This is a genomic window from Paenibacillus sp. P36 (assembly GCF_045866505.1).
GTDB classification, from domain to species: Bacteria; Bacillota; Bacilli; order Paenibacillales; family NBRC-103111; genus Paenibacillus_E; species Paenibacillus_E chondroitinus.
The window spans coordinates 3964451-3977761 of sequence record NZ_AP038372.1 but is presented as its reverse complement, the minus strand read 5'-3'; the positions used below and the strand labels follow the sequence as shown (position 1 = coordinate 3977761).

The window sequence follows — 13311 nt, the reverse complement described above, 5'->3', positions numbered from 1 at the left end:
ATCTCCAGTCCATTCAATATTCGTTAGTTACATTCAACACAAGGAAGTGCGTATGATTATTCGAATCCGTGTTGAAGGAAAAACCGATTGAGCGATAAAAAATATCAGCCTGAGGGTTATCCGTTTTAAGCACAAGTAGGTGATAACTTTTTCTCGCTTCCGCAATAACAGACGCCATTAACATTCGCCCAATTCCAAATCTGCGTGCGCTTGGCCGAACATAAAGCCGTCGAACACGTCCGACATCTACGCCATCGGCGTAGGGATCCCGGTTCAGTCCGCAGACCCCTACAATCTCACTGCCAAGCGTGGCAATGAAAAGAGCTTCTCCAACTTGATTAAACTGATTGCTCCCATCCGCATACTCTTTGATCAATCGGCCTAGGTGACGAAAGCCTTCACTCGCACTCTCTTCTGCCAAAGGCAGCAATAAATTAGTATCCAGATTCTCAACTTTCTGGACATTAATAGGACTCACGGAATCAGCCCCCTAGTTTCCAGTCGTTAAATTTAAGGAGGTCTCTGCGACTTCCTTTCCGTTCACGAGTAAAACAATTCGATGCTCGCCAGGGTAATGCCGGCGGGTCGTCAGGTCCGCCCATCGATGGGTTCTAGCAGCGGATAGTCGTGAGCCTCCTGGTACGGTTTTATCAGAGAGCAGAAACAACTTCCGGGAATGTTTTCCTCCTGCTTTCACAAAATCAATCCCGTATTCGATTCGCAGATGCACAGGTTCACCCTGCCGAACATGAACCTCGTACCGAAGTTCACAGTTCTCGCCAATCATCAGCTCGTACGGCTCGGCTATAAGTACCGCATGATCCGCAATTGGATCGTCATCCCGTGATACCGCATACCCAAACAGGGCAAGCACCTCCGGAGTCGCTTGGCGAATCAGCGTCCTGCAGCCGTGCCTCACGATCCAATCCGTATCCGGATTGCTCCCCTTCCAACGCGCGGCTGTCTCCAGAACGATCGCCGGATGATCCTTGGCAATATCGTTCAAATTATTAGCGACACTTTTGCGGACATAAAGTGACGGATCGGCCTTCAGCTTCTCCAAAATGGCCAGTACCGGCGCAGGATCCCGCTTAAACACCGCCAGCGCTTGCCCCCAAGGAAGACGCGGACGGCATCCTTCACTAGAGAGCCTGCGTACATGCTCATTCGGATGATCGGCCCAAACGGACATCTGCCCCATCATTCGTTCGGGATCATGCAAAATAAATGGCCGAACAGCAAACTCAGCGGAAGATCTTGATGTGAATCTTTCCAGCGCTAGCATGGACATCTCCCAATGCTCGCTGTTGTGACCGTATACTTCCACAAAATCAGGAAAGAACAAATAAGGAAAACCAATACAAGTATCTTCAATTGCATATAAAATGGCCAACGCCTCGCTATAAGATGGCGGCAGATGCTCGCCGAGCGTTAGCGTAATTTTCCTCATCCTTTGTTTCAACGCTAAATCTGCCCAGTCATCATTCATAACCTTCTCCACGAACGAATCCTCGTCGAAAGATTGGTAAGCGCTATGAACTTTTTTTGCGAATTCCTGGAGAAATGCTTGATTGTACATATCTTTTAATGCGTCTGCCATCTCTGAAAGGTCCTCCGTCTCCGTTTCAACTACCATGAACTTATCTAGCATAGCACAGTAAAGCTGACAACAGTACGTCATATTTACCGAAGGTTGAATAATTTATTACAGAGATACAAGGATAAACGACTTCGTCGTCCTTTAGGACGAGCGCGTTTGTCAAGCTAGAGCGAAGCAAATGTAAAAAACTTATACTTTCTTATCTACGCAAAAAAACGCACAAGGCGTCCTTCCGAATAAAACCCCACAAACCGCAAGGGTTTGTGGGGTTTCCATGTGTATTGGACTATGCAATACGGAATCGAGCCAGGATCTGCTGCAGTTCTTCAGCCATCTCCGATAAGGATTGTGCTGCGACTCTTACTTCACCTGTAGTCTCAAGCTGATTCACAGCGGAGGATGACACGTCCTGGGAAGAGTCCGCCGTTTTCTTGGCGATGGAAGCAACCTGTTGCACAGATGCTGTAATCTCTTGCGCGCCAGCCGACATTTGTTCGGAAGTTGCAGCCATTTCCTGGATTTGTGACGCCACTAGTGTAGTGGACTGCAAAATTTCACCAAAATTTTGCTCGGTTTTTTGCACGAGCTCAATGCCCGTTTGAACTTCGTTTTTGACTTGGCTGAGCGCATCCCCCGAGTCATGTACAGTTGCTTGAATTTCACTCAACAAAGCGGAAATTTCACCTGAAAATTGCCCGGATTGCTCGGCAAGCTTACGCACTTCAGAAGCTACGACAGCAAAACCGCGTCCCTGCTCTCCTGCTCTAGCCGCTTCAATCGCTGCATTAAGTGCCAGAAGATTCGTTTGCTGAGCAATATCCTGAATTGCTTGTAAAATATGTCCGATCTCTTGCGATTTTTTCTCCAACATAGACATTACTTGATCTGTCTGATGCACAGAGTCATGAATGGATTCCATCTGCTGTACGGTGTTCTGTACATAGGTGCCTCCCGCTTCTGCCTGCTGTTTGGTCCACTCGATCGACTCCGCAATCGTTGAAGCACTTTCAGCCATCCGGTATATCCCGCTGCCCACTTCTTCCATGGAGCGCGAAGTTTCTTCCATCGTAAGCGTCTGTTGATCCGCCCCTGTAGCTACGTCTTTCACCGTCTGCGTGATATGATTGGATACTTCCTGCATATCAATAGAGCTGATGCGAAGTTGTTTCGCCGAAGAAGCAACGCTTTGCGCATGCCCATTCACCGTTTCGATCATACTTCTCATATGCTCCGTCATTTGTGCAAACGAAGCGCTGAGATCTCCGATTTCATCCTTCTGCTTCAATGCTATATAGCTCACAGAAAGATCCCCATCCGATATGCGTCTTGCCGCTGCACTCATCGTCGTAATCGGTTTGGAGACGTGACGAGCAATCAGGAACGAGATAACTAAGCCTAATACGATAGCAAAGATACTAAGAATCGTATTCCACTTAATGCCATCCTGGTAAGAATGCTCCACTTCTGCGGCCCATCCTTCCGCATTTTCCTGAATGCGTTTGGTGAACATTTCAATCAGCAACGAGCAGCTTCCCAAATTACTATCCGCTACCTGGATAAGCGCCAGACCTTCAGCACCGTGTTTTTGCGCAGCTTCCAGCGTAGAAGGAAAAACGGTAGCGTACTGCGTCCACTGCTCTTTGAATACTTTGAGCATCTGAAGATCTTTCTCATCCTGGAAAGTCCCATCCAGAAGATTGATTTTCTTTTCGATATCATTAAATAAGGACTGAGCTCTCTCCGCAGGAGACGTCGTGGCCTCCTCCTCTAACATGCCGGTACCACTTAGGTTTTGCTTCGTCTTATCCTCCATATTAAATTGAATACGCAGGATTTGATCGTCAAGACTTTTCAAATCATAGTTCAAATTGCCCAGTAAGATAACGGAAGGAAGTCCTTTATCCGTCGTTAGTTTGGCGGTGTCGCCCATCGATTTCATCCGCATTTGAGATGTGATACTAATTGCGGTGAGAAGCACTAAAACAATGACAAAGCTAAAAAGAAGTTTCTTGTACAGCGTGAGTTTCATTCTGCTAGCCTCCGAAGTTTCTCTTTTTGTTGTAAGGGGTCATGTTTTCCCTTTAATTTACAGGATAAATTATCCTATGTTTAATTTCGGCGAAACCCGTCGAATTTTTTATAGCTAATTTAAATTTGTATGTAAATCGTTGCTATAATGCATATCAGAGCTATGAAAAAAGGCTGCCGAGAATTCAATTCTCGGCAGCCTTTTTAGGTCTATTATCCTATGGGATCTATATAATAATATCCGACATGATGATGGGATGCAGTTGGCCCTTGTAGGCGAATGAAGTTTGGCCGGTTTCTTCCGATACAACCAGAGCCAAAGCATCTGTTCGTTCTGTAATCCCAATTGCCGCCCGATGCCGCGTACCTAACTTTTTATTTTCTACAATCGTGGCTGATAAGGGAAGGACATTCGCTGCTGAAACGATTTGATCGTAGCTAATGAACACGGCGCCATCATGCAAGGGATTCCCAGGGTAGAAGATCGATTCCAACAAGGAATACGATACTTTGGCACCTACTGGAATGCCATTATGAAGATGTTCCTCTATAGGATCGTTGCGTTGGATGACTATCAATGCACCATGGCGGCGTTTCGACAAGTGATCAACGGCAATGGTCAGATCGGAATATTGGATGGAGAAAGCTGACAAATAACATTGCATGTAAAAGGAAGCGGCAATCGATTCAACTCTCCTGAACCTTTCTTGAATCGCCTCTAAATCGCTTAACATGCAGTGATTCTCATTATCTATGATTTGTAAGCTATGATGCAGCGCATCAGAAATTTCTTGGATGTGTAGTTTGAGCTGTTCTTTCATTGGGGATTCATCGCATCGGATCTGATTCAACTCGTACACCTCTGGATACCGTATTGCTTATTAGCATTCCCAGTTTTGAAAAGATCATCAACTAAGGAGAGGATCATTTTGAAAGCTAGCCTTTGTTCTTAAACATGCCGAAGACGGAATAACTATTATAAAATTCCCATTTCTCGGTCAGGGGGCTGATCCCTTTGTTTATTTATACGGTTAAATCAGGCGATTCTTTGTATGCAATCTCCAGAAGATTTCAAGTCTCACCTGAAACAATACGCTCCGTGAATGGGTTAATTGAGTCTGACCTCGTACCAGGTCAAGCGCTTATCATCTCAACATCGAGCTACATCGTTCAACCGGGTGACACACTTTCCTATATCGCAAGCATCAGCTATATTCCCATACAGCTGTTGAGAACCGCTAACGGTCTCCAAAGCGATAACTTGACTGTCGTTATGAAGCTAAAGTTGCCGGATCGACCCAAATATTTGGAGGAAGGGCTAAGCTATATTTTGCCTAGTACGCCAGATCAGATTCAGAAAACAGTTCAAAACTTTGCAAACTTGAATACCTACTATGGTGTTTTTGAATATCATATTACGCCTGACGGCAGTTTGAGTGATCTCCCCCTCGATGATGTCGCTGTCAAAGCCGCACGTACTCACCTTGTAGCTCCTCTTGCTACAGTAACAAATTTAACGCCAGGAGGGTTCAGTTCCGACATGACGAAACAATTGCTACAGTCACCGGAACTTCGAAACCGTTTAATCAATAACATCTATTCCTTACTGCAAACGAAAAATTACGCCGGTGTCAATGTGGATTTCGAGCGAATTCGGCCAAATGAACGGGACTTATACTCCGGTTTCTTGAGAGCATTGAAAGAAAAGTTACAACCTGACGGTTATTATACGTCAGTTGCGGTACCGGTTAAAAGGTCCGAACTTGACCATCCGGGATATGATTACGGCGGAATTGCTAGCGCTGTCAACTTCGTGTTCATCATGGCCTATGATTTCCATGAAGCACATTCAGGTCCTGGACCTGTCGGTCCGATCGATGAAATAAGAAAAACGGTTGATTATGCACTTCAACACATGCCCCGTCATAAAATCATTCTTGGTGTCCCGCGGTATGGTTTCGATTGGACTATGGAGGGGAATGTCCCGCTGACTGCCAAAGCGGTTTCCGTAAAATCAGCAACAGATACCGCAATTAAATATGAAGTGAATATTCAATACTCCGAGCAGCATCAGCAGCCGTATTTTGGTTATTGGGATGAACAAGGACGCAGACATATCGTCTGGTTTGAGGATGCGAGGGCACGGGCAGCGAAATGTCAATTGGTCATTGACTATCAGCTGCTCGGAATTGGTGCGTGGCAGCTTGGCTTGAATTTCCCTCAATCCGCCTATCTAATCATGCACTTTTTCAGGAACAGAAGAGTCATTTAGTCCAAGATGCGAATCATCACTTTCCCTTTGGCGTGGCCTGCTCCCAAATACTGAATAGCTTCAGCAACCTCACTTAATGGATAGTATTTATCTATAATGGGTGTAACGACTCCAGCCTCAACAAGCCTACCCAATTCCTTTTGATCATGTTGATTTGGCTTGTGGATCAAGATGCCCATTTTCTTCTTCTCCGTCATTGAAATCCAAGGCCCTAAGCACATAACTTGGAAAATACGAGCCATAGAACCTCCAACCATCACATAAAATCCTGATGGACTGAGTGCGCGCTTGTAATCGAAAATCGATCGATTTCCTACAACATCAAGAATCAAGTCATATTTGTGGCCATTCTTGGTAAAATCATTCGTTGTGTAATCGATAACCTCGTCTGCGCCAATCGATGTAAGCATATCCAACTTTTCGTGGCGATCGACAGCCACCACTTCCGCACCAACAGATTTGGCAAACTGTACGGCGATCGTCCCTACTCCCCCACCGGCCCCATTGACAAGAATTTTCTGCCCCTTCTGGATCTTCCCTTTATCACGGAGGCCTTGTAAAGCAAGGACTCCCGCTTGCGGGAGAGCAGCAGCTTGCTCGAATGTCAGATGAGGTGGTTTGTGTGACAAAACAGCTTCACGAACAGAAACATACTCCGCGAATCCGCCCCAACCACTGCCTGATATGTCCCCGAACACCTCATCGCCAGGGCGAAACTGTTTGACTTCTCGTCCCACCGCTTCAACGTTCCCTGCAATGTCAGCTCCGAGAATGCTATATTTTGGCTTTAGCATCCCCCCAAGGCGTACCAAATAGGGTTTTCCTCGCAAGAGATCCCAATCCCATGAATTGACGGATGCGGCATGAACGCGAACCAGGACTTCATTGTCTTTGGGTGTTGGTTTTTCTAGCTCGACAAGATTAAGAACGTCTTTGGTTCCGTATTTCGTATAGACCATTGCTTTCATATCATACCTCCAACGATAACCCTATAATGCTTGATGTTATCATTTTTCGGGTCACTTTATGCCAATTTGGATCTAAAAAATTAAAAGCCTGAAGGAATTTTCCCTCAAGCTTTTAAGATTCCATTCTCCTAATGGGAAGGAAGCCAGCCTACAATTTGTAATACCGTTAACGCCACTTCTATAACAATTAGAATCACGACAATCCACTCAACGAACAACCCTCGAATAGAATGGCTGATATTGGAAAATCCCTCAAGAATGTGATACAAAATGTCTGTTTTGCTTTTCAAAATTTTATAGCGATCATTCAGTTCAAAGAAATCCATCATCCCGTCATAAAATTCACTGGCCGTGCTATTCGTCCAAGTTAGATCAGGTTTATCCAAAATCATGATATAGGCAAGGGTGTTGTATTCATGGCGTACGATTTTGGCTGTGGTTCTCGCCAATTCTTTGTTGCCCACGCGAAGCTTCCCTTTCTCTAATCGATCGATCATTCCTTCAAGGCCATCATGAATATCGCCAAGTTGTTCCTCAATCTTCTCTAACGCTACGGATTTGGCAAGCACTGTGGAGATGAGTTCAGGGTAAAAGAATTGATACTCGGCAACAATGACATACTTGTCTGTCAACTCCATGCTCTCGATTTCCTCGATATGCAGACTGTAATCATCCATATATCTATCCACATGCTGGAGCTCCAGATCAGGTTCAAAGGTTTGGATAAATTTCAAGAAAGCTGTAATTTCATCCTTGTTTTTGTGATTCACAAATACAATACTTCCAAACGAAAACACCAGCACTTGCTGCAAGGAATCCGTTTCTTTTTGAAGGATTGAGGATAAAATATCCCCCCTCAGAATTAGCGGTTGCTCCCACGTGTATTTTTTTGGAATATGACATTGAATTGCGATTTTGTTTAAATCAATTTCATTCGTGACCGCCAGAGCTCTGAAAGTAATATCTTTCATGTTCACCACTCATCTGCTAAAAAAAGTTATGCTAACTAGTCTTGACAGAATAAGATGGCTTCAATCCTCTGCAGAACCTGTAATTTCCACTTTTCAGCTTCTGGGGACCGGCTCATTCCCTACTTTTTCCCTAGGCAGCAAATATTTAAAGGCAAGCCTCAGAAGCGGCGGAACCGCGAAGAAAATGAACCAGGTTCGAAATATTTGATAGCAGGTGACAATCGCAATATCCGCATGAACCTCTTTGGCCATGATTCCCATTTGATCCATACCTCCAGGCGCCATAGCCAAAAAGGCAGTCGCTCCTGAAACGTTATGCATGTTAGATAGCATAAGGCTTAAACCTAACGAGCCCAAGATGAGAACGCAGCCGCTTACGATCGAGAGCCCAATGATTCGTACTTTATGCGTTAAACTCTCTGGACGAAGGAGTAAACCAACGTACGTACCTATCAATAGTTGCGAAACATCTAGAAGACCAGATGGCAGAGCAGGCCCTGACACACCGGACAGATGAAGCACGGCTGTGGCAATCATTGGCCCCAGCAAAAAAGCCGATGGAAAACGAATCTTTTTCGCCATCACAGCACAAATCACACAAACTATAGCGAACAAGAAAATATTAGGGAAAAGATCACTCCAACGCGCACTTACTCCCGCTATCTGCTCTATGGCCGACCGTTCACCGCCAAATAATGGACTAAAGATAAGAAGCGGTACGCAGAAAATAATGATCATCAACCGAGACACTTGGAGAAACGTCATCACCGTAAGATCTATGCCTTCCGTATCTTCCGCAAGGATGATCATCTGCGACAACCCGCCGGGAATACTCCCCATCAACACCGTTGGCAGCGGTAAGCCCGATACCTTGGAAATGCAGTAGGCGATTAGTGCGCTGAAAAGCAGCAGTAAAACGGTCATAAGAATCATGCTGGGCAGTTGCTTTCCCATTTCTTGCAACGTGTTCACCGTGAATGTTAATCCAATGGAATAACCAATAATAATCAGTGCCGCATCACGTAAATAACTAGGCCACAGCGGCTTTACCTTTTTCAAGAAACGAGCTCCCAAGAAAGCAAACAGCATCGGTCCCAAGAGCCAAGGTAAAGGAGAATGAATGAGCGTGAATAACGTTCCTCCTACAAGCGACAAAGCAAGTGTGACGATGAAACGAATCACGGCTGCTCAGTCAATTCGGCAATACGTTTGTTCACTTCACCTTGGTAGTACCCGCCATGGTAACAGATAACGGTCTCGATATCGAAGGCTAGCAGCTTCTTAAGCGATCTTAGTGCTTCTTCCATATCAGGTGTAACAGCTGCCCGCGGCCCCATTAATTCGTCATTGTCGACGACCATGGCATCTCCGGCAATCAGCGCTTTGCTCGCATGATGATACAAACAGACATGCCCGGGCGTATGTCCCGGCGTATGAATGACAGTTAGGCCGCCTGCAATCGGCAGCTTCTCTCCATCTGCGATCGTACTCTCCACGTTGGGGTGCGACGGATATAGAAAAGTCTGCTCGAATTGGTTACGGATTACTTCCGGCAGCTGAGCCAGGAGCCCAGTCAGTCTCTCCGGGCTCACCTTAATCATCGGCATCTCTCCGTTAATAACATCTTTATCGTCTTCATGGGCATAGACGATGGGAGATTCGTCTTCAGCCGCGAGAAACTCAGGCAGTCCGCCAACATGATCGATGTCCTGATGTGTCAAAATAATAGAACGCAGCGGGACATTCAAGACCCCTGCTTGCTTCGCTAGCTCCCGAATCGCAGGAGCAGAACCCGGCATGCCCGTATCGATTAACACCCAGGACTCTTTGTCAAAAAGTATCGTAGGATGAATCGTCATAGGTCCCAAATTTAATGACAACATTTCAATGCCTTCAGCTATTCTCATGTGATTGCCGATACCTTAACCTCTATCCTTCTTAGGGCAAGATCTCGGCCACCTCCTTTTATTCAAGTCTAAAACCAATGAGTTCATTATAGAACTCGATAGTTTTATCGTCAATGAGAAACATTGACGTTCCCCTTGACTCATGTCAAGATAGGGGTGGAGGGATCGCGATGGTAGACTCGAAAAAAGATAAAATTCTGAATACAGCCATCGAGCTGTTCCGATCGAAAGGTTACAGCGCCGCATCCATGCAGGATATCGCCGAGGCTTGCGGTATGGCCAAAGCCAGCATCTATAAATTTTTTGCGACCAAAGAAGAACTGTTTACAGCCGCATTCGTCGCATGTCATCAGACATTGCTAGATCAAGCAGCAGCACTTGATCGTGGAGCTGCTCAATTGAGCCTGACTCCCAAATTGAAGCTGCGGCGAAAGATCGAATTCCAGCTGCAATATACAGTTGAGAATCACCTGTTCATGATTGACTTCAGAGAACTGCCCATTACAACCAATGAACAATTCATCGCGGCATGGAAGCGGAAGAAAAACGCGCTGCATACCTGGCGCCGCGAACTGTTAATCGAAACTTACGGCAGACAGATTGAGCCCTACATATGGGATATTGTTGCCATTTTCCGCGGCATTCATATTGAATACTTAGCTTATGTTCAGCAGAAAGTGATTGCCTTACCAATGTCCGAGTTAGCTGCGTTCATCGTGGATCGCTTGGATGCCTTAATCGACGACTTCATTCGGACAGCACCGAAGCCCATCATTAATGAAAGCAATACACATTTCAACTATTTGAATCCGAGTGATTCTCCCGCCCGTCAGACGACAATTGAGCAGTTGATTTCGCTAATGACCGTCAAGATCAGTGAGCTGTCAAAGCCGGATGATGTGCGCGAGGAGCTTCGCAAGGTTACGGTCATGCTACAAGAGGAATGCCTTCGCCAAACTTCCAATCGAACACTCATCAAAGTGTTTACCGCTTATCTTGATGTTGTTCCGGAACTACGGCCCCATCTTCGGCAGCTTAACTATCTCCTATCTTAATCTGCACAGCCCATCAAAAAAGAACCCCGCGATTACGAACTTAATTGCGGGGTTCTTGGCTTTCGTAGTGGCTCTTCCCCGCCTTAAGTCCGGCTTCAATAACCGTCATAGGTCCGTTTTCGCAGTACCTTGCAAGAGCTACAATAAAGACATGAAAACGAAACAATGACATGCCATAGATCGCAAAATGGAGAGGAGCATATACACCATGAACAAATTATTCCGTTCTAGAACAGACAGTAAATTAACAGGCCTTTGCGGAGGACTAGCAGAATGGCTAGGTATAAATGCAACGATGATTCGCTTGTTGGTCGTCATCGCCGCTTTGTGCAGCTTCGGTACCGTAGTCCTTATTTATATGATCGGCTGCCTGCTTGTCCCTAAAGCGCCGCAAAATCATTACGATTTTACACCTCCATATCACAGCTAATGGGCTAGACAAGTAAAACGTCAGTGAAAACTGGCGTTTTTTCTTGTTTCACGAGCATCAGAGGTAACGCTTTCCCATAGATGAATATTGATTTTTTAGATTAAACTGTTGCGTTGTTCATATCATGTAAAGATCCATCTAATCTTGACTTGAAGCGGCAGGAGGACTGCATATGCCTGTATGGAATGAAGTGGATGAGGAAATTCGCCGCATGCGCGCCAGCCTCGAACAATGGCAGCAGCAAGACGGTTCATGGCGATTTTGCTTTGAAAATAGTCTGTTAACCGACGCTTACATGATTATCGTCCTTCGGACACTGGAAGTTCCTCAGGAGGCGCTAATCAAACAATTGCATGATCGCATCGCTGCCGAACAAGCACCCAATGGCGCATGGAAAGTTCATCAAGATGAAGCGGACGGACATTTGGATACGACCGTAAATGCCTACTTTGCGCTTTTGTATTCGGGCTACAGCCAAAAAACAGACGAACCGATGATGAAAGCTGCGCGCTTTATCACTTCTAAGGGCGGGATCAAGCAAGTGAAAACCTTCCTTACGAAGGTATTTCTGGCCACCGCAGGACAATATCCATGGCCATCCTCGATCATGATTCCGCTAGAATTTCTGTTACTGCCGATGACTTCTCCCGTCAACTTTTTTGACTTCTCCGGCTTTGCCCGCGTTCACTTTGCACCGGTCTTAATCATGGCCGACCTCAAATTTGTCAGAAAAAACACGGCCACTCCGGACTTATCGGATCTGACTCTCCCCGTCCGTAAGGATTCTGAGTCCCCCCGCGGATTCCAGGAGCTGCTGAATGAGGTGCATATCGGTATTAAGCAGCTAACCAGTCTTCCCCAACAACTGCATAAACGAGCTATTCGATATGCAGAAACCTATATGCTTGAACGTATTGAAGCAGATGGAACGTTATACAGCTATGCAACGTGTACGCTGCTGATGATCTTGTCCTTGTTAGCGCTGGGTTATGACAAGAATCATCCTACGATTACCGCGGCGCTGAACGGGCTCTACTCCATGCTGTGGAACATAAACGGAAAGGTTCATCTCCAAAACTCACCGTCGACAGTCTGGGATACAGCCCTGCTTGCCGCGGCGCTGCAGCAAGCGGGAACTTCACCCGATCATCCTTCGATCGCAAAAGCAGTCCATTATTTGCACGGTTTGCAGCAATCCAAATTAGGAGATTGGAGATTTCATGTCGCTCATCCAGTACCCGGCGGTTGGGGTTTCTCCGAATCGAATACGATTAACCCCGACGTGGATGATACGACTGCAGCTTTGCGGGCCATCCATGCAACCGCGCAGCGGAATCCTGAATACCAAGACGTATGGAATCGCGGGTTGAACTGGGTTCTGTCCATGCAGAATAAAGATGGCGGTTGGCCTGCTTTCGAAAGAGGAGTTACCAACAAGCTGCTGACGCTGGTCCCGATTGACGGCGCCTCCGCAGCGGCGATTGATCCGTCCACCGCGGATCTAACCGGAAGGACATTGGAATTCCTTGGCGCAACAGCTGGTCTGGACATCCGTCAAACTTTCGTGCTTAGAGGTGCGGATTGGTTGTTCTCGAATCAAGAGGCAGATGGTTCGTGGTACGGCCGTTGGGGAGTTTGCTACATCTATGGCACATGGGCTGCTTTGACAGGGCTAATGGCTGTTCGAACGAAACCCGATCACCCTGCAGTTCGGAAAGCCGTCGATTGGCTGCTAAGCATCCAAAACGAAGACGGCGGCTGGGGCGAATCCTGCAGCAGCGATAGCTCCAAACACTACATACCGCTCGGCGCCAGCACGCCCTCCCAAACCGCTTGGGCGCTTGATGCGCTTATCGCGGTATGCGATGAACCTCTGCCTGCCATTCGCAAGGGCATGCGGCAATTGCTCCTGCTGCTGCACAAGGATGACTGGACGACCCGGTATCCAACCGGAGCCGGACTGCCCGGCAGCTTTTATTCCGACTATCACAGTTATCGATATATTTGGCCCCTATTCACACTAAGCAACTACAAGAAGAAATATGAGCATTTGTAAAATGAACAATACACGCCACGCTTA

12 protein-coding genes are annotated in these 13311 nt (G+C 46.4%); 4 read left to right on the top strand and 8 right to left on the bottom strand.

Translation table 11 applies throughout. The features are described from left to right. Nucleotides 1-13: 13 nt before the first annotated feature. From ACKTT9_RS17850 to cdaS, 4 genes are all read right to left on the bottom strand, one after another. Complete coding sequence (locus ACKTT9_RS17850) at nucleotides 14-478, bottom strand: GNAT family N-acetyltransferase (RefSeq protein ID WP_407872632.1); 465 nt, start codon at nucleotides 476-478, stop codon at nucleotides 14-16. Between the two features lie 12 nt (nucleotides 479-490). Next, nucleotides 491-1600 carry a hypothetical protein gene (locus tag ACKTT9_RS17845; protein ID WP_407872631.1) on the bottom strand — a complete coding sequence of 370 codons (1110 nt, stop codon included), beginning with the start codon at nucleotides 1598-1600 and terminating at the stop codon, nucleotides 491-493. Nucleotides 1601-1886: 286 nt separating this feature from the next. After that, nucleotides 1887-3629, bottom strand: coding sequence for a methyl-accepting chemotaxis protein (locus ACKTT9_RS17840; RefSeq protein ID WP_407872630.1), 1743 nt, complete (start codon nucleotides 3627-3629; stop codon nucleotides 1887-1889). A 226-nt stretch (nucleotides 3630-3855) separates the two neighbouring features. After that, nucleotides 3856-4479, bottom strand: a complete 624-nt coding sequence (gene cdaS / locus ACKTT9_RS17835) for a sporulation-specific diadenylate cyclase CdaS (protein WP_407872629.1) — start codon at nucleotides 4477-4479, stop codon at nucleotides 3856-3858. Between the two features lie 164 nt (nucleotides 4480-4643). Here cdaS and ACKTT9_RS17830 point away from each other — a divergent pair, with 164 nt between their 5' ends. After that, complete coding sequence (locus ACKTT9_RS17830) at nucleotides 4644-5900, top strand: glycosyl hydrolase family 18 protein (protein WP_407872628.1); 1257 nt, start codon at nucleotides 4644-4646, stop codon at nucleotides 5898-5900. Here the strand turns inward: ACKTT9_RS17830 and ACKTT9_RS17825 are convergent. The 4 genes from ACKTT9_RS17825 to ACKTT9_RS17810 all read right to left on the bottom strand — a co-directional run bounded on the left by ACKTT9_RS17825 (nucleotide 5897) and on the right by ACKTT9_RS17810 (nucleotide 9722). Beyond that, on the bottom strand, nucleotides 5897-6868 hold the full coding sequence (locus ACKTT9_RS17825) for an NAD(P)-dependent alcohol dehydrogenase (RefSeq protein ID WP_407872627.1): 972 nt from the start codon (nucleotides 6866-6868) through the stop codon (nucleotides 5897-5899). The genes ACKTT9_RS17830 and ACKTT9_RS17825 overlap by 4 nt on opposite strands. Before the next feature lie 128 nt (nucleotides 6869-6996). Next, complete coding sequence (locus ACKTT9_RS17820) at nucleotides 6997-7839, bottom strand: RMD1 family protein (protein WP_407872626.1); 843 nt, start codon at nucleotides 7837-7839, stop codon at nucleotides 6997-6999. 93 nt (nucleotides 7840-7932) lie between these two features. Next, nucleotides 7933-9021 carry an AbrB family transcriptional regulator gene (locus ACKTT9_RS17815; protein WP_407872625.1) on the bottom strand — a complete coding sequence of 363 codons (1089 nt, stop codon included), beginning with the start codon at nucleotides 9019-9021 and terminating at the stop codon, nucleotides 7933-7935. Beyond that, nucleotides 9018-9722, bottom strand: a complete 705-nt coding sequence (locus ACKTT9_RS17810) for an MBL fold metallo-hydrolase (protein ID WP_407872624.1) — start codon at nucleotides 9720-9722, stop codon at nucleotides 9018-9020. Before ACKTT9_RS17810 ends, ACKTT9_RS17815 begins: the two co-directional genes overlap by 4 nt. A 194-nt stretch (nucleotides 9723-9916) precedes the next feature. Here ACKTT9_RS17810 and ACKTT9_RS17805 point away from each other — a divergent pair, with 194 nt between their 5' ends. From ACKTT9_RS17805 to shc, 3 genes are all read left to right on the top strand, one after another. Further along, on the top strand, nucleotides 9917-10801 hold the full coding sequence (locus ACKTT9_RS17805) for a TetR/AcrR family transcriptional regulator (RefSeq protein WP_407872623.1): 885 nt from the start codon (nucleotides 9917-9919) through the stop codon (nucleotides 10799-10801). Nucleotides 10802-11009: 208 nt separating this feature from the next. Further along, entirely contained in the window at nucleotides 11010-11231 is a 222-nt protein-coding gene (locus ACKTT9_RS17800) for a PspC domain-containing protein (RefSeq protein ID WP_407872622.1), read from the top strand. Between the two features lie 172 nt (nucleotides 11232-11403). Next, nucleotides 11404-13287 (top strand): squalene--hopene cyclase, encoded by a 1884-nt coding sequence (gene shc / locus ACKTT9_RS17795; RefSeq protein WP_407872621.1) that lies wholly within the window; start codon nucleotides 11404-11406, stop codon nucleotides 13285-13287. Nucleotides 13288-13311: the final 24 nt, after the last annotated feature.